Source organism: Streptomyces sp. SID4985, assembly GCF_009863025.1.
GTDB lineage: Bacteria > Actinomycetota > Actinomycetes > Streptomycetales > Streptomycetaceae > Streptomyces.
This window is the reverse complement of sequence record NZ_WWIR01000099.1, coordinates 12,626-28,181: the sequence shown is the minus strand read 5'-3', so window position 1 is coordinate 28,181 and position 15,556 is coordinate 12,626. Positions and strand designations below refer to the sequence as shown.

Genomic DNA, 15,556 nt, shown 5'->3' with positions numbered 1-15,556 from the left:
GACGCGTACGCCCACGTCGAGCGCGGCGCTGAACAGCTGCCGCTCCCGTACGTCGGCGACCCGGGGGCGCCCGTTCGCGGAGGCGCGGAGCAGGGCGCGGGCGTCCGGGGCGATGGCGGTGGCCCGCTGCCGCAGGTGCTCGGCGCCCGCCCCGCGCAGATCGCGCGCGACCAGGTGCAGCAGCAGCCAGCCGGAGGCGAGCACGAGCAGCGGGACGGTGCAGCCGACGGCGAGGCCGACGCGGGTGGAGAGCTTCACGGCGTCTCCCTGAGGACGAAGCCGACCCCGCGCACGGTGTGGATCAGCCGGGGTGCGCCGCCCGCCTCCAGCTTGCGCCGCAGATAGCTGACGAAGGTGTCCACGGCGTCGGTGCGCACCTCGAAGTCGTAGCCCCAGACGCGCTCCAGGAGCTGGTCGCGGGTGAGGACGAGACCGGCGTTGCGGACCAGCACCTCCAGAAGGCCGAACTCGCGCCGGGTCAGCTCCAGTTCGCGGCCCTCGCGCTCGGCGGTGTGGGCGGCGGGGTCGATCACGAGGCCCGCCGCGCGCAGCACCTCGCGGTCGGCGGGCGGGCTGCGGCGCAGCAGGGCGCGCAGCCGGAGGACCAGTTCCTGGAGGGCGAAGGGCTTCACGAGGTAGTCGTCGCCGCCCGCCTGGAGTCCGGCGATGCGGTCGGCGGTCTCGTCCAGCGCGGAGAGCATGAGCACGGGCAGTTCGCGGCCCTCGGCGCGCAGCCGGGAGCACACCTGGATGCCGCTGAGGCCGGGCATCGACACGTCGAGCACCAGGACGTCGGGCGGTTCCTCGGTGACGGCGGTGAGCGCGCGGGCGCCGTCGGGGGCGGTGCGCACGGCGAAGCCGTTCAGCCGGAGTCCGCGTTCCAGGGAGCGGCGGATCGCCGCGTCGTCGTCGACCACCAGGACCGTCCCGGAACGTGGTGTGTCACCCATGCGCTCTCCTCATTCAACCAACCTACAAGCCAAGGGAGTTGAGAATTTCCCCGACTTCTCTCCCATATGGTCCAGACCTATTGACCGGTGGTCCAGACCTTTCTATTCTCGCGGCAGCATGGGCGTGAAGGCTCAGTCATGCCCCCCATGCCTCCTGACACCCCCCAATACGAGGGAGGCGCAGTATGCGCTTCAGACTCAGAGCCGCGGCCGCAGCCGCGACCCTGGTGCTCCCCCTGGCCGGCCTGGTCGGCATCGCGAGTCCCGCCGAGGCCGCCACCAGCGTGACGGCCACCTACGCCAAGACCCAGGACTGGGGCACCGGCTTCGAGGGCAAGTGGACCGTCCAGAACACCGGTTCCACCGCCATCAACTCCTGGACGATCGAGTGGGACTTCCCCTCGGGCACGTCCGTCTCCTCCGCCTGGGACGCGGACGTCACGTCCTCCGGCACCCACTGGACCGCCAAGAACAAGTCCTACAACGGCTCGGTCGCCCCCGGCGCCTCGATCTCGTTCTCGTTCAACGGCGCGGGCTCCGGCTCCCCGTCCAACTGCAAGCTCAACGGCGGCGGTTGTGACGGCACCACGGTCCCCGGTGACGCGGCGCCCTCCGCGCCCGGCACCCCGGCCGCGTCCGAGGTCAAGGACACCTCGGTCAAGCTGTCCTGGTCGGCGGCCACCGACGACAAGGGCGTCAAGAACTACGACGTCCTGCGCGACGGCGGCAAGGTCGCCACCGTCACCTCGACCTCGTACACCGACACCGGTCTCAGCGCGGGCACCGACTACTCGTACACCGTGCAGGCCCGTGACACGGCCGACCAGACCGGTCCGGCCAGCGGCTCCGTCGCGGTGCACACCACCGGCGGCGGCACCAACCCGCCGCCCGCCACCGGCGACAAGGTCAAGCTCGGGTACTTCACCGAGTGGGGCATCTACGGCCGCAACTACAACGTCAAGAACATCGTGACGTCCGGCTCGGCCGCCAAGATCACGCACATCAACTACGCCTTCGGCAACGTCACCAACGGCCAGTGCGCGATCGGCGACTCCTACGCCGACTACGACAAGGCGTTCACCGCCGACCAGTCGGTCAGCGGCCAGGCGGACACCTGGGACCAGCCGCTGCGCGGCAACTTCAACCAGCTGCGCCAGCTGAAGGCCAAGTACCCGAACATCAAGGTGCTGTGGTCCTTCGGCGGCTGGACCTGGTCCGGCGGCTTCGGCCAGGCGGCCCAGAACCCGACGGCCTTCGCCCAGTCCTGCTACAACCTGGTCAAGGACCCCCGCTGGGCCGATGTCTTCGACGGCATCGACATCGACTGGGAGTACCCCAACGCCTGCGGTCTGTCCTGTGACACCAGCGGCGCGGCGGCCTTCAAGAACGTCGTCTCGGCGCTCCGCTCCAAGTTCGGCTCCAGCGCGCTGGTCACCGCCGCGGTCACCGCGGACGGCTCCAACGGCGGCAAGATCGAGGCCGCGGACTACGCGGGCGCCTCTCAGTACGTCAACTGGTACAACGTGATGACGTACGACTTCTTCGGCGCCTTCGACGCCCAGGGTCCGACCGCTCCGCACTCCCCGCTCACCTCGTACAGCGGCATCCCGAAGGCCGGTTTCACCACCGCCGACGCCATGGCCAAGTACAAGGCGGCGGGCGTCCCCGCGAACAAGCTCCTCATCGGCATCGGCTTCTACGGCCGCGGCTGGACCGGCGTCACCCAGGACGCCCCGGGCGGCACCGCCACCGGCGCGGCCCCGGGCACCTACGAGCCCGGCATCGAGGACTACAAGGTGCTCAAGGGCTCCTGCCCGGTCACCGGCACCGTCGCGGGCACGGCCTACGCCCACTGCGGCAGCAACTGGTGGTCCTACGACACCCCGTCGACCATCGCCGGAAAGATGAGCTGGGCCAAGAACCAGGGCCTGGGCGGCGCGTTCTTCTGGGACTTCAGCGGTGACACCAGCAACGGTGAGCTGGTGACGGCCGTGAACAGCGGCCTGTCGTAGGAAAACGTAAGAAAGTACGAAGGGTCGCGAGACCCTAAGCGACGTTGACGCGCTGTCCGGGCGGGGCTGCTTCCAGCCAAGCGAGAAACCCGGTCAGCGCGTCTTCGCTCATCGCGAGTTCCAGGCGGGTGCCCTGGTGGACGCAGGCGAGGATCACCGCGTCGGACAGCAGGGCCAGCTCCTCCTCGCCCTCGGGCAGCCGGCGTCCGGCCACCTCGATACGGGAGCGCTCCAGGACGCGGCGCGGGCGGATCGCGTAGGAGAAGACGCGGTACCACTCGATGCGGTCGCCGTTGTAGCGGGCGACGCCGTAGCTCCAGCCCTTGCCGCTGGTGTCCGGGTCCGTGTCGACGTCCCAGCGCAGCGAACAGTCGAAGGTGCCGCCAGAGCGCTGGATCAGTCTGCGGCGCAGTCCGAACAGGAACAGCCCCACCACCACGAGCGCCACCACGGCTCCGCACACAGTCAGAGCGAGGACCATCGACACCGACCTCCTCGTCTTCCTGGTAGGGGTACTACGGACGGCACCAGGTAATGAAACCGCAGTGCCAGGTAATGGAACCGGAAAAACACCCGTATTCGCCACAGCCGCGACCGGCACCGGAATGTTCCGGGCCGGCCGCGGCTGAATGACATGGTCACACGGCGCGTGGGATCACTTCGCCGCGGTCGCCGTCCGCAGACGGACATCGGCGCGACGCTCGGCGTCCGCGTCCTCCTCCGCCTTCGCGCGCTCCAGCTCCCGCTCGACGCGCTGGACGTCGATCTCCTCCGCCAGCTCGGCGACCTCGGCCAGCAGCGACAGCTTGTCGTCCGCGAACGAGATGAAACCGCCGTGCACCGCGGCGACGACGGTCCCGCCGTCGCTCGTGCGGATGGTCACCGGGCCCGACTCCAGCACACCGAGCAGCGGCTGGTGACCGGGCATGACGCCGATGTCGCCGGAGGTGGTGCGCGCCACGACCAGGGTGGCCTCGCCGGACCAGACCTGGCGGTCGGCGGCGACCAGCTCGACGTGCAGCTCAGCAGCCAAGGTTGGCTCCTCGGGTCACCACCCGGCGGTAGTGCCGGGTGTTGGGGTCAATTCTAGTGGGGCGTGGGGAGAGGGGCGGACCGCACCCCGCAGGATGCTGTTCCACCCCTCTCACCAAGAGGCAGTACCCGTGGCGGACCGGTCAGGCCCGCCGCGGGCGCTCGCTCAGGAGACGCCCAGCTCCTTCGCGTTCTTCTTCAGGTCCTCGATGCCACCGCACATGAAGAAGGCCTGCTCCGGGAAGTGGTCGAACTCGCCGTCGCAGATCATGTTGAACGCGCGGATCGTCTCGTCCACCGGAACGTCCGAACCGTCCACGCCGGTGAACTGCTTGGCGACGTGGGTGTTCTGGGACAGGAAGCGCTCCACACGACGGGCACGGTGGACAACGAGCTTGTCCTCCTCGCCCAGCTCGTCGATACCGAGGATCGCGATGATGTCCTGGAGGTCCTTGTACTTCTGCAGGATGTTCTTGACGCGCATCGCACAGTCGTAGTGGTCCTGCGCGATGTAGCGCGGGTCCAGGATCCGGGACGTGGAGTCCAGCGGGTCCACGGCCGGGTAGATGCCCTTCTCCGAGATCGGACGGGAGAGAACCGTCGTCGCGTCGAGGTGGGCGAACGTGGTGGCCGGGGCCGGGTCGGTCAGGTCGTCCGCGGGGACGTAGATCGCCTGCATCGAGGTGATCGAGTGACCGCGGGTCGACGTGATGCGCTCCTGGAGGAGACCCATCTCGTCGGCCAGGTTCGGCTGGTAACCCACGGCGGACGGCATACGGCCGAGCAGCGTGGAGACCTCGGAACCGGCCTGCGTGAAGCGGAAGATGTTGTCGATGAAGAACAGCACGTCCTGCTTCTGGACGTCACGGAAGTACTCGGCCATGGTGAGGCCGGCCAGCGCGACGCGCAGACGGGTGCCCGGGGGCTCGTCCATCTGACCGAAGACCAGGGCGGTCTTGTCGATGACGCCCGAGTCGGTCATCTCCGCGATGAGGTCGTTGCCCTCACGGGTGCGCTCGCCGACACCGGCGAACACGGAGACACCGTCGTGGTTGTTGGCGACGCGGTAGATCATCTCCTGGATGAGCACCGTCTTGCCGACACCGGCACCACCGAACAGACCGATCTTGCCGCCCTTGACGTACGGGGTCAGCAGGTCGATGACCTTGACACCGGTCTCGAACATCTCGGTCTTCGACTCGAGCTCGTCGAAGTTCGGGGCCTTGCGGTGGATGGACCAGCGCTCGCCCTCGTGCTTCTCCTCGGAGTTCAGCACCTCACCGAGGGTGTTGAACACCTTGCCCTTGGTGAAGTCGCCGACCGGGACGGTGATGCCGTCGCCCGTGTCGGTCACCGCGGACTGGCGGACCAGACCGTCGGTGGGCTGCATGGAGATGGTGCGGACCAGGCCGTCACCCAGGTGCTGGGCGACCTCCAGGGTCAGCGTCTTCTTCTCGCCCGCCCGCGCCGGGTCGGCGACCTCGACGGTCAGGGCGTTGTAGATCTCCGGCATCGCGTCGACGGGGAACTCCACGTCGACGACCGGGCCGATGACCCGGGCGACGCGGCCCGTAGCCGTCGCGGTCTCAACAGTGGTGGTCATTTATCGGTCACTCCCCGAGCTCGCGTCGGCCAGGGCACTGGCTCCACCGACGATCTCGCTGATTTCCTGGGTGATTTCGGCCTGGCGGGCCGCGTTGGCAAGACGGGAGAGCGTGTTGATCAGCTCACCCGCGTTGTCGGTGGCCGACTTCATCGCGCGCCGCGTGGCGGCGTGCTTCGAAGCGGCCGACTGGAGCATCGCGTTGTAGATGCGGCTCTCCACATACCGCGGCAGCAGGGCGTCGAGGACGTCCTCCGCCGAGGGCTCGAAGTCGTACAGCGGGAGGATCTCCCCCTGGGGGGCGGCCTCCTTGGCGACCTCGTCGAGACTCAGCGGAAGCAGCCGCTGGGCCACCGCCGTCTGCGTCATCATCGACACGAACTCGGTGTAGACGATGTACAGCTCGTCCACGCCGCCTTCCGAGTCGGGGGTCTCGATGGCCTCGATCAGCGGCTGCGCGACCTTCTTGGCGTCCGCGTACGTCGGCTCGTCGGTGAAGCCCGTCCACGTCTCCGCGACCTTGCGCTCGCGGAAGTTGTAGTGGGCGATACCGCGCCGGCCGACGATGAACGTCTCGACCTGCTTGCCCTCGCGCTCAAGGCGCTCGGTCAGCTGCTCGGCCGACTTGATCGCGTTGGAGTTGAAGGCGCCGGCCAGACCGCGGTCGCTCGTGAGGAGCAGGACCGCGGCACGGGTCGGGTTCTCCGCCTCCGTGGTCAGCGGGTGCTTGGTGTTCGACCCGGTGGCCACCGCCGTGACGGCGCGCGTGAGCTCGTCCGCGTACGGCTTGGAGGCGGCCACCTTGCGCTGCGCCTTGACGACGCGCGAGGCGGCGATCATCTCCATCGCCTTGGTGATCTTCTTGGTCGCGGTGACGGATCGGATGCGACGCTTGTAGACCCGGAGCTGGGCTCCCATGAGTCAGGTCCCTTCCTTACGTCACTTGGCGGCAGTGGCGGGGGCGTCCTCGCCGAGCAGCTTGCCCTCGGAGGTCTCGAACTGCGTCTTGAACTCCGCGATCGCGTCGCCGATGCCCTGCAGGGTGTCGTCCGACATCTTGCCGCCCTCGCGGATCGACGTCATCAGGCCCTGGTGCTTGCGGTGCAGGAACTCCAGGAGCTCCTTGTCGAAGCGGCGCACGTCGTCGACCGGGACGTCGTCCATGCGGCCCGTACCACCGGCCCAGATCGAGACGACCTGGTCCTCGGTGGACATCGGCTGGTACTGGTTCTGCTTGAGCAGCTCGGTCATGCGGGTACCGCGCTCGAGCTGGTTCTTCGAGGCCTGGTCCAGGTCGGAACCGAAGGCGGCGAACGCCTCCAGCTCGCGGTACTGGGCGAGGTCCACGCGCAGTCGGCCGGAGACCTGCTTCATCGCCTTGTGCTGCGCGGAACCACCGACTCGGGAGACGGAGATACCGACGTTCAGCGCGGGGCGCTGACCGGCGTTGAACAGGTCCGACTCCAGGAAGCACTGGCCGTCGGTGATGGAGATGACGTTGGTCGGGATGAACGCCGAGACGTCGTTGGCCTTCGTCTCGACGATCGGCAGACCGGTCATCGAGCCGGCACCCATGTCGTCGGAGAGCTTGGCGCAGCGCTCCAGCAGACGGGAGTGCAGGTAGAAGACGTCACCCGGGTAGGCCTCACGGCCCGGCGGGCGGCGCAGCAGCAGGGACACGGCGCGGTAGGCGTCGGCCTGCTTCGACAGGTCGTCGAAGACGATCAGGACGTGCTTGCCCTGGTACATCCAGTGCTGACCGATGGCCGAACCGGTGTACGGCGCCAGGTACTTGAAGCCGGCCGGGTCGGACGCCGGGGCGGCGACGATGGTCGTGTACTCCAGCGCGCCGTTCTCCTCCAGCGCGCGGCGCACGCCGGCGATGGTGGAGCCCTTCTGGCCGACGGCGACGTAGATGCAGCGGACCTGCTTCTTCGGGTCGCCCGAGCGCCAGTTGTCGCGCTGGTTGATGATCGTGTCGACGGCCAGGGCGGTCTTGCCGGTCTGGCGGTCACCGATGATCAGCTGACGCTGACCGCGGCCGACCGGGGTCATGGCGTCGACGGCCATGTAGCCCGTCTCCATCGGCTCGTGCACCGACTGACGCTCCATGACCGTGGGCGCCTGCAGCTCGAGCGCGCGGCGGCCGTCGGTCTCGACCTCGCCGAGGCCGTCGATCGGCTGACCGAGCGGGTCGACGACACGGCCGAGGTAGCCGTCGCCGACCGGCACGGAGAGCACCTCACCGGTGCGGTGCACCGGCTGGCCCTCCTCGATGCCGCTGAACTCACCGAGGACGATGGCACCGATCTCGCGCTCCTCGAGGTTGAGGGCGAGGCCGAGGGTGCCGTCCTCGAACTTCAGCAGTTCGTTGGCCATGGCCGAGGGCAGGCCCTCGACCTTCGCGATGCCGTCGCCGGCAAGGGTGACCGTACCGACCTCCTCGCGCGAGGCCGCGTCCGGCTTGTACGACTGGACAAAGTTCTCCAGCGCGTCCCGGATCTCCTCCGGCCGGATCGTGAGCTCCGCCATCTGGGTTCCCTGCTCTCCTTGTTGGGCCCGAAGTTTCACTTGGGGGGATGGGGACTCCCCCCTGAACGAGGTGAATCCTCTGCACGGCCCAACCAGGGCCGTAGGTACGTCTTGCTTTTGAGTTCTAGCTCGCCATGCGGCGGCCGGCGTCTTCCAGCCGGTCCGCGATGGCGCCGTTGATGACCTCGTCACCGACCTGCACGCGCAGTCCGCCGACGACGTCGGGGTCCACGTCCAGGTTGAGGTGCATCCGGCGGCCGTAGAGCTTCGCCAGGGCGTCGCCCAGACGTCGCTTCTGCGCGTCGCTCAGCGGCACCGCGGAGGTGACGGTGGCGACCAGCCGGTCCCGGCGCTCCGCGGCCAGCTTGGACAGGGACTCGAGTCCCGCTTCCAGGCTACGTCCACGCGGCGCGGTGACGAGGCGCGTGACCAGACGCTCGGTGACGGGCTTGGCCCGTCCGCCGAGGAGTCGGCGCAGCAGCTCGGCCTTGGCCGAGGCGCTCGCGGCCCGGTCGGTCAGCGCGGCCCGCAGGGCGGTGTCGGAGGCGACGATCCGGCCGAACCGGAAGAGCTCGTCCTCGACGTCGTCGAGCGTGCCGTCCTTCTCCGCCGCGGTGAGGTCGGCGATGTCCGCCAGCTCCTCCAGCGCGTCCACCAGGTCGCGGGGCTGCGACCAGCGGGACCGGGCGAGGCCGGCCACCAGGTCGGCGGTCGGACCGCTCACCTGGCCGCCGATCAGGCGCTGCACCAGCTCGGCCTTGGCCTCGGCGGGCTGCGCCGGGTCGGTGAGGACCCGGCGCAGGCCGGCCTCGCGGTCGAGCAGCGCGGTCACGGCCGCCAGCTCGTCGGCGAGCTGCGCGGCGTTCACGGACGTGGAGTCCGTCAGCGCGTCGAGACGCTCACGCGCGGCTGCCAGTGCCTCGCGGCTCGCTCCGTTCATCGCGTGGCCTCGGCCTTCTCGTCGAGGTCGTCGAGGAAGCGGTCGATCACACGGCTCTGCCGGGCGTGGTCCTCGAGGGACTCACCGACGAGCTTGCCGGCCAGTTCGGTGGCGAGCTTGCCGACGTCCTGACGGAGCGAGGCGGAAGCGGCCTTGCGGTCGGCCTCGATCTGCGTGTGACCGGCGGCGATGATCTCCTCGCGCTGACGCTGGCCCTCGGCCCGCATCTCGGCGATGAGCTCGGCGCCCTGCTCCTGAGCCTCCTGGCGCAGCCGCGCGGCCTCGTGCCGAGCCTCGGCCAGCTGGGCCTTGTACTGCTCAAGGACGCTCTGGGCCTCGGTCTGCGCGGCCTCGGCCTTCTCGATACCGCCCTCGATGGCCTCGCGACGCTGCTCCAGAACCTTGTTGATGTTCGGGAGCAGCTTCCAGGCGAGGAAGCCGAAGACGATGACGAAGGCGATCAGGCCGATGACGAGCTCTGGGATCGGCGGGATGAGGGGGTTCTCGGCTCCCTCAGCCGCAAGCTGAACCAGGGGGCTCATATCAGTGCCTTTCGTCTAGTGGGCTGTAATTGATCCGCAGATCACTGGCCGTAGACGAACGGCATGACCAGACCGATGAGGGCGAGCGCCTCACAGAAGGCGAAGCCGAGGATCTGGTTGGCGCGGATCAGACCGGCAGCCTCGGGCTGACGGGCGAGAGCCTGCGTGCCGTTACCGAAGATGATGCCGACGCCGACGCCGGGGCCGATGGCGGCGAGGCCGTAACCGATCGAGCCGAGCGAGCCGGAAACAGCAGCAAGAGTCTGGGACATGCCCGTTCTTCCTTTTCTTTACGGACCGGTGGGGGTTGGCCACCGGACGAATGAGAGATCGAGGGAGGGAACGCTCAGTGGTGCTCGGCCAGCGCGCCCTGGATGAAGCTGCACGTCAGGAGCACGAAGACGTACGCCTGAAGAGCCTGCACGAACAGCTCGAAGGCAGTCATCACGATGGTCATGATGAACGACACGGCGGAGAACGCGATACCGATGCCGTTCAGCATGTACCAGCTGGCGATCGTGAAGAGCAGCAGCAGCGTGTGACCGGCGAACATGTTCGCGAAGAGTCGGACGGCGTGGGTGAAGGGCCGCACGAGGAGGTTCGAGAACAGCTCGATGACCATGGCCAGCGGCAGCACCGGGCCGAGCGACTTGTCGTAGCCGGTGAAGTTCTTGAACGCGCCGACGAAGCCGTGTCGCTTGAAGGTCAGCGAAACCCACAGGACGTAGACGATCAGAGCCAGGACGATCGGGTACGCGATGATCGACGTCACCGGGAACTGGGCGACCGGGATGATCGACCAGAGGTTCATCATCCAGATGAAGAAGAAGAGCGAGACGACGAGAGGTACGTACTTCTCGCCTTCCTTCTTGCCGATCGTCTCGTAGACGACGCCGCGCCGGATGAAGTCGTAGCCGGACTCGGCGATCATCTGGAGCTTGCCCGGGACAACCTTCGGGCGGGCGAAGGCGGCCCAGAAGAAGACCACGACGATGATCGAACCGAGCAGCGCCAGCAGCATCGGCTTGTTGAAGTACAGGTTGCTGTCCGCGTCGCCCCAGAGCGGCTTGAACAGGAACGAGTGCAGGCCCGGAGCCGGGAAGCCGCACCCGGAGAACAGGTGACAGCTCGTGTCGAAAGCGAGCGTCTGCGTCGGATCAGCACTCACCGCGGGCTCCTTCATCGTGGCGCATAGGTACGGCAACCTCGTTGTGTCGGCGCGGCACAGGGCCGCGGTTCGGCACGGGACTGGTGGTTCGGGTGTGGGGGCGGCTGGGGGGCATCTCGCCTCGCGATGGAACAGGCGTCAGCTGCGATGCCCGCGCCCGCGATGCCGCAGTTGGCACCGGACGATAGCAGGATCTGGCGTGTGCCTTTATCCCGGCCCTACCTCTCACGACGAGTGCCCTGTCTTTTCGGGCTTGTCGCCCTTCGACGAGGCATCAGGTTCGACGTAGAGGGTCTTGGCCTTCATGTGCGCGCGCGTCTGCGCGGCGGTCCAAGTGAGCGTGCAGACCACGATCCCGATGGCAAAGGCCCGCGGGTTGAACGCCGTCGTGTCCTTGAACACGGCGATGAACATGATCACCAGCAGGAGCTGGGCCGCGTAGAGCAGCAGGCCCATCATCTGGAACAGCTGGGGAAGTGACTTGGCGGTGCATTGAAGCACGAAGAGACCAAGCCCCATGAGGGCGCTGACCAACAGCGTCGCGACGACGGCTCCGAAGGCCCCCTTGCCCCCCGCGACCACGCCGCTGACGACGGTGGCGATCGCACCGACGACAGCCGTGGGCACGGCGGCCTGGACCAGAATCCGGACGTCATTGGACGGCATGGCGGCAACTCCGCTTTCACAGGGGGCAGGTGTCGTCATGGACGAGCGTAGTCCCGGGCAGAGTGATTGATTACTCACACCAATGGACCGTGGCATTACGGTCCTTCGGTTGTCTCCGGGGTTCTCGTGAACCGTATCACAAACTATTTGATGAGGTCTTTACCCACCTGGTGTGCCCGGGGTCACACATGAGGGTGACCCTGCGCGCCTGTGCAAAAACCGTGCCTACTTGTCTGATATTGGGGGCCTTTGCTCCCCCACGACTTGGCAATGCTCTAGTCAGATTCTTACCTTGCAACAGTCCCCGGCAATGCCGAAAGCGCCCCCGGAAAGGGCCCTGGCGGGCCTTTCCGGGGGCGCTCGGGCATGACTCGGCCATGACGGATCATCACCGTCTGTGGCGGTCGGCCTCGTCGGCCGTGGCGCTAGCTCTTGTACCGGTCGGCGAACCTCGGGCGGGAGCCGCCGATCGCGGTCGCGCCGTTGACGGTCGGAGCGCCCGAGGTGACGGCGACCCGCTCCCCGGCCTCCGCTTCCGGCGTCGGGTCCGCTTCCTGGGCGGGCTCCGCCTCCGAGGCTGCCAGCGCTTCGCGGGCCTCGGCCGCCGCCTGGCGGCGACGGCGGTAGCGCGGCGGTACGAAGCCCTCCGCCCAGCGCGGGGCGCGCGGTGTGAAGCGGGGCAGGAGCAGCAGGACGAGTCCGATGGCGCTCAGGAAGACCACGCTCAGGACGATCCACATGGACGCCGAGTTGACCGAGTAGGCCAGCGCGCCGAAGCCGATCAGCGCCGACCAGAAGTACATGATCAGCACGGCCCGGCTGTGCGAGTGGCCGACCTCCAGCAGGCGGTGGTGCAGATGCCCGCGGTCGGCGGCGAACGGCGACTGGCCACGCCAGGTGCGGCGCACGATGGCGAGGACCAGGTCGGCGGCGGGGATCGCGATGATGCTCAGCGGCATCAGCAGGGGGATGTAGACGGGCACCATCTGGTGCACGGTGCTGCGCTCGGAGGCGCCGAACAGCCGGTCCGGGTCGACCTGTCCGGTGACGGAGATCGCGCCCGCGGCCAGGACCAGTCCGATGAGCATCGAGCCCGAGTCGCCCATGAAGATGCGCGCGGGATGCATGTTGTGCGGCAGGAAGCCCAGGCACATGCCCATCAGGATCGCCGCGAACAGCGTCGCGGGGGCGGCCTCCTCGATGCCGTACGAGTACCAGATGCGGTAGGCGTACATGAAGAACGCGGCCGCCGCGATGCACACCATGCCCGACGCGAGGCCGTCGAGGCCGTCCACGAAGTTGACCGCGTTGATGGTGACGACCACCAGCGCCACCGTCAGCAGGGTGCCCTGCCACTGGGTCACCGCGACCGTGCCGACGCCCGGCACCGGCAGCCAGAGGATCGTCAGACCCTGCATGACCATCACGCCGGCGGCGATCATCTGACCGCCGAGCTTGATCAGGGCGTCGATCTCGAACTTGTCGTCCAGGACGCCGATCAGCCAGATCAGGGCGGCGCCGGAGAGCAGCGCGCGCGGCTCGTTGGAGCGGACGAAGACCTCGTTCAGGCTGCCGAGGTGGTCCGCGACCAGCAGGCCCGCGCACAGTCCGAAGAACATCGCGATCCCGCCGAGGCGCGGAGTGGGTTCGCGGTGCACGTCGCGTGCCCGGATCTCCGGCATCGCTCCCGCCACGATCGCGAATTTCCGTACCGGTCCCGTCAGGAGGTACGTCACCGCGGCCGTGACACAGAGCGTCAGCAGGTATTCACGCACGGGCTTCCCCACAGATCTCGCTGGCCATCACAGCCCCACACCCTAGCGAGCGGGGCATACGGTTGAGGACTTCCGGGTAGTGACGATGGTTGCACCGCCCCCCACGCACCACCCGCTCACGGGACCGTACGGCCTACCGTCTACCCCTGCTCAGGCGGGGTAGGGCGAAAACGCGCCAGTCAGTTCGCGCACCTCGGCGCGCACCGTACCGGGAGCAAAATCACCCCGCACCACACCCGCGAGGAGCGCGGCAATGCGGTGCATCTCCGCCTCCCCCATCCCCTGCGTCGTGATCGCGGCGGTGCCCAGGCGCAGCCCGCGGTCCTCGGTGTGCGGCAGCGGGCAGCAGTCGAGGACGAGTCCCGCGGCGGCGAGCAGACCGCGTGCGGTGCGGCCGTCCACGCCGAGCGGGGCCGGGTCGACGGTGATCAGGTGGGTGTCGGTGCCCCCGGTGGTGACGGCGAGCCCCTCGGCGGCCAGCCGGGCCGCGAGCACCCGGGCGTTGTCGACGACCCGGTGGGCGTAGCCGCCGAATTCGGGCGTCGCCGCCTCCCCGAACGCGACGGCCTTGGCGGCGACGACGTTCATCTGCGCGCCGCCCTGGGTGAAGGGGAACACGGCCCGGTCCACCCGCTCGGCCAGCGCCGCGCGGCACAGGATCAGGCCGCCGCGCGGTCCACGCAGCACCTTGTGCGTGGTCGCGCACACGACGTCGGCGTACGGCACCGGGTTCGGCGCCGCTCCCCCGGCGACCAGGCCGAGGGGATGCGCCGCGTCCACGATCAGATACGCGCCCACCTCGTCGGCGACCTCGCGGAAGAAGGCGTGGTCGAGATGGCGGGGGTAGGCGGTCGAGCCGCACACGATGGCCTTGGGCCGGTGTTCCCGGGCCAGACGGCGCACCTGGTCGTGGTCGACGAGCCCGGTCTCGGGGTCGAGGCCGTAGGCGACGAAGTCGAACCAGCGGCCGGAGAGGTTCGCGGGCGAGCCGTGGCTGAGATGGCCCCCGTGGGGCAGCCCGAGGGCGAGGACGGTGTCGCCGGGGCTCAGCAGGGCCGCGTAGGCGGCGAGCACGGCCGAGGAGCCGGTGTGCGGCTGGACGTTGGCGTGCCCGGCGCCGAACAGCTCCCTTGCCCGCTCGACGGCCAGGTGCTCGGCGGCGTCGGCGAAGGCGCAGCCGCCGTGGAATCGGGCGCCGGGATAGCCCTCGGCGTACTTGTTGGCCATCGGGGAGCCGAGCGCGGCGAGCACGGCCGGGGAGGCGAAGTTCTCAGCCGCGGTCAGCTGGAGGGTGGTCGTCTGCCGGTCCAGCTCGCCCCGCAGGATGTCGGCCAGCTCCGGGTCCTGCCGGCGCAGGACGTCCGGGTCCAGGGCGGGGGTGACCGGCATGGAGGGCTCCGGGCGGTCGGAAGTGGAGTCACCTCCAATGTAGGCCCGGGGCGGAAGGGACGCTCGGCCGCTCCGCCCCGGTTCCGGTGCGGTGCCGGGGCGGTGTCACCTGTGCGCGGGGACTCCGGTCGGCGCGGTGGCCGCCGGGCCGGCGCCGCCGCCCGCCCCTCCCCCGAGGCCCGGAGGGCGGGCAGGCCGCGGCGGGGCGCACGCCCGGTCTCCGCAGCGGCGGGAGACGTCACATGTGCGCGGGAACGCCGGTCAGGGCGGTGACGACCGGGTCCAGGGCGTCCCGTATCTCGTCGCCGATGGAACGGAAGAAGGGCAGGGGGGCGCCGTAGGGGTCGTAGACCTCGTCCGCCTCGGCGGTCGGGGCGAGGAGCCAGCCGCGCAGCGCGGCGGCGGCCCGGACCAGGGCGCGGGCGCGCAGCACGACGCCGTCCTCCAGGGGCGGCAGAGTGGCCGGATCTATCGCCCGCACCAGGCGGGTGAACTCCTTCAGCGTGAAGGTGCGCAGGCCCGCGGAGTGGCCCATGGAGATGACCTGGGCGCGGTGGTCGCGGGTGGCGGTCAGCACGAGGTCGGCCATGATGACGTGCTCGTCCAGCAGCTCACGGCCGGTGAACCCGGCCGCGTCCGCGCCGAACTCGGCCAGCACGGTCTCCGCGTTCTCCTCCATGGGGGCACCCTCGTGCCCCCAGGTACCGGCGCTCTCCACGATCAGACCGCCGCCGAGCACGCCGAGCCGCTCCGCCACGAGGTGCCGGGTCAGCCGCTCGGTGATGGGCGAGCGGCAGACGTTGCCGGTGCTGACGTGGAGGATGCGGAAGGTGTCGCGCGGAAACCCGAAGGTGGTGGTCTGCTCCGCCGCGCTCTCCCCGCCGCCTATGCCGCGCATGGGGTGACCCCCTGCTCGGGCGGGACGGGGCGGACGGCGGGCTCGGGGG

The 15,556-nt window shown here is 69.1% G+C and carries 15 protein-coding genes and 1 pseudogene; 1 reads left to right on the top strand and 15 read right to left on the bottom strand.

Annotation, left to right across the window (positions count from 1 at the left end):
* A pseudogene (locus GTW40_RS04215) lies at nucleotides 1–258 on the bottom strand (two-component sensor histidine kinase); the annotation flags it as partial.
* Nucleotides 255–950: a response regulator transcription factor gene (locus GTW40_RS04210; RefSeq protein ID WP_161178784.1), complete on the bottom strand. Its 696-nt coding sequence runs from the start codon at nucleotides 948–950 to the stop codon at nucleotides 255–257. The gene GTW40_RS04210 and the pseudogene GTW40_RS04215, both read right to left, overlap by 4 nt.
* Nucleotides 951–1,135: 185 nt before the next feature.
* Between GTW40_RS04210 and GTW40_RS04205 the strand changes: the two genes are divergently transcribed.
* Nucleotides 1,136–2,962, top strand: a complete 1,827-nt coding sequence (locus GTW40_RS04205; RefSeq protein ID WP_161178783.1) for a glycoside hydrolase family 18 chitinase — start codon at nucleotides 1,136–1,138, stop codon at nucleotides 2,960–2,962.
* Nucleotides 2,963–2,996: 34 nt separating this feature from the next.
* Here the strand turns inward: GTW40_RS04205 and GTW40_RS04200 are convergent, their stop codons facing one another.
* From GTW40_RS04200 to GTW40_RS04140, 13 genes are all read right to left on the bottom strand, one after another.
* Nucleotides 2,997–3,443, bottom strand: coding sequence for a DUF2550 domain-containing protein (locus GTW40_RS04200; protein WP_161178782.1), 447 nt, complete (start codon nucleotides 3,441–3,443; stop codon nucleotides 2,997–2,999).
* 174 nt (nucleotides 3,444–3,617) lie between these two features.
* Nucleotides 3,618–3,995, bottom strand: coding sequence for a F0F1 ATP synthase subunit epsilon (locus GTW40_RS04195; protein WP_161178781.1), 378 nt, complete (start codon nucleotides 3,993–3,995; stop codon nucleotides 3,618–3,620).
* Nucleotides 3,996–4,160: 165 nt separating this feature from the next.
* Nucleotides 4,161–5,597 (bottom strand): F0F1 ATP synthase subunit beta, encoded by a 1,437-nt coding sequence (gene atpD / locus GTW40_RS04190; protein ID WP_161178780.1) that lies wholly within the window; start codon nucleotides 5,595–5,597, stop codon nucleotides 4,161–4,163.
* The gene (locus GTW40_RS04185) at nucleotides 5,598–6,515 is read right to left on the bottom strand and encodes a F0F1 ATP synthase subunit gamma (RefSeq protein ID WP_161178779.1); all 918 of its coding nucleotides are present in this window, start codon (nucleotides 6,513–6,515) and stop codon (nucleotides 5,598–5,600) included.
* Between the two features lie 21 nt (nucleotides 6,516–6,536).
* Nucleotides 6,537–8,129, bottom strand: coding sequence for a F0F1 ATP synthase subunit alpha (gene atpA / locus GTW40_RS04180; RefSeq protein ID WP_161178778.1), 1,593 nt, complete (start codon nucleotides 8,127–8,129; stop codon nucleotides 6,537–6,539).
* Nucleotides 8,130–8,253: 124 nt separating this feature from the next.
* Entirely contained in the window at nucleotides 8,254–9,069 is an 816-nt protein-coding gene (locus GTW40_RS04175) for a F0F1 ATP synthase subunit delta (protein ID WP_161178777.1), read from the bottom strand.
* On the bottom strand, nucleotides 9,066–9,611 hold the full coding sequence (locus tag GTW40_RS04170; RefSeq protein ID WP_161178776.1) for a F0F1 ATP synthase subunit B: 546 nt from the start codon (nucleotides 9,609–9,611) through the stop codon (nucleotides 9,066–9,068). The genes GTW40_RS04175 and GTW40_RS04170 overlap by 4 nt, the downstream gene beginning before the upstream one ends.
* Before the next feature lie 41 nt (nucleotides 9,612–9,652).
* Nucleotides 9,653–9,883, bottom strand: a complete 231-nt coding sequence (atpE, locus tag GTW40_RS04165) for an ATP synthase F0 subunit C (RefSeq protein WP_030915976.1) — start codon at nucleotides 9,881–9,883, stop codon at nucleotides 9,653–9,655.
* A 74-nt stretch (nucleotides 9,884–9,957) separates the two neighbouring features.
* On the bottom strand, nucleotides 9,958–10,794 hold the full coding sequence (gene atpB / locus GTW40_RS04160; protein WP_161178775.1) for a F0F1 ATP synthase subunit A: 837 nt from the start codon (nucleotides 10,792–10,794) through the stop codon (nucleotides 9,958–9,960).
* 210 nt (nucleotides 10,795–11,004) lie between these two features.
* Nucleotides 11,005–11,445, bottom strand: a complete 441-nt coding sequence (locus tag GTW40_RS04155) for a hypothetical protein (protein ID WP_161178774.1) — start codon at nucleotides 11,443–11,445, stop codon at nucleotides 11,005–11,007.
* A 425-nt stretch (nucleotides 11,446–11,870) separates the two neighbouring features.
* The gene (locus tag GTW40_RS04150) at nucleotides 11,871–13,220 is read right to left on the bottom strand and encodes an MraY family glycosyltransferase (RefSeq protein WP_161178773.1); all 1,350 of its coding nucleotides are present in this window, start codon (nucleotides 13,218–13,220) and stop codon (nucleotides 11,871–11,873) included.
* A gap of 150 nt (nucleotides 13,221–13,370) precedes the next feature.
* Nucleotides 13,371–14,609 carry a serine hydroxymethyltransferase gene (glyA, locus tag GTW40_RS04145; RefSeq protein ID WP_161178772.1) on the bottom strand — a complete coding sequence of 413 codons (1,239 nt, stop codon included), beginning with the start codon at nucleotides 14,607–14,609 and terminating at the stop codon, nucleotides 13,371–13,373.
* Between the two features lie 238 nt (nucleotides 14,610–14,847).
* On the bottom strand, nucleotides 14,848–15,507 hold the full coding sequence (locus tag GTW40_RS04140; RefSeq protein WP_018544509.1) for a low molecular weight phosphatase family protein: 660 nt from the start codon (nucleotides 15,505–15,507) through the stop codon (nucleotides 14,848–14,850).
* Nucleotides 15,508–15,556 lie beyond the last annotated feature (49 nt).

Bases quoted from the DNA above. Each gene is read 5' to 3' on its own strand.
- atpD (WP_161178780.1), bottom strand. From the start codon at position 5,597: ATGACCACCACTGTTGAGACCGCGACGGCTACGGGCCGCGTCGCCCGG.
- glyA (WP_161178772.1), bottom strand. From the start codon at position 14,609: ATGCCGGTCACCCCCGCCCTGGACCCGGACGTCCTGCGCCGGCAGGAC.
- atpB (WP_161178775.1), bottom strand. From the start codon at position 10,794: ATGAAGGAGCCCGCGGTGAGTGCTGATCCGACGCAGACGCTCGCTTTC.
- GTW40_RS04210 (WP_161178784.1), bottom strand. From the start codon at position 950: ATGGGTGACACACCACGTTCCGGGACGGTCCTGGTGGTCGACGACGAC.
- GTW40_RS04175 (WP_161178777.1), bottom strand. From the start codon at position 9,069: ATGAACGGAGCGAGCCGCGAGGCACTGGCAGCCGCGCGTGAGCGTCTC.
- GTW40_RS04170 (WP_161178776.1), bottom strand. From the start codon at position 9,611: ATGAGCCCCCTGGTTCAGCTTGCGGCTGAGGGAGCCGAGAACCCCCTC.
- GTW40_RS04140 (WP_018544509.1), bottom strand. From the start codon at position 15,507: ATGCGCGGCATAGGCGGCGGGGAGAGCGCGGCGGAGCAGACCACCACC.
- atpE (WP_030915976.1), bottom strand. From the start codon at position 9,883: ATGTCCCAGACTCTTGCTGCTGTTTCCGGCTCGCTCGGCTCGATCGGT.
- atpA (WP_161178778.1), bottom strand. From the start codon at position 8,129: ATGGCGGAGCTCACGATCCGGCCGGAGGAGATCCGGGACGCGCTGGAG.
- GTW40_RS04155 (WP_161178774.1), bottom strand. From the start codon at position 11,445: ATGCCGTCCAATGACGTCCGGATTCTGGTCCAGGCCGCCGTGCCCACG.
- GTW40_RS04200 (WP_161178782.1), bottom strand. From the start codon at position 3,443: ATGGTCCTCGCTCTGACTGTGTGCGGAGCCGTGGTGGCGCTCGTGGTG.
- GTW40_RS04185 (WP_161178779.1), bottom strand. From the start codon at position 6,515: ATGGGAGCCCAGCTCCGGGTCTACAAGCGTCGCATCCGATCCGTCACC.
- GTW40_RS04205 (WP_161178783.1), top strand. From the start codon at position 1,136: ATGCGCTTCAGACTCAGAGCCGCGGCCGCAGCCGCGACCCTGGTGCTC.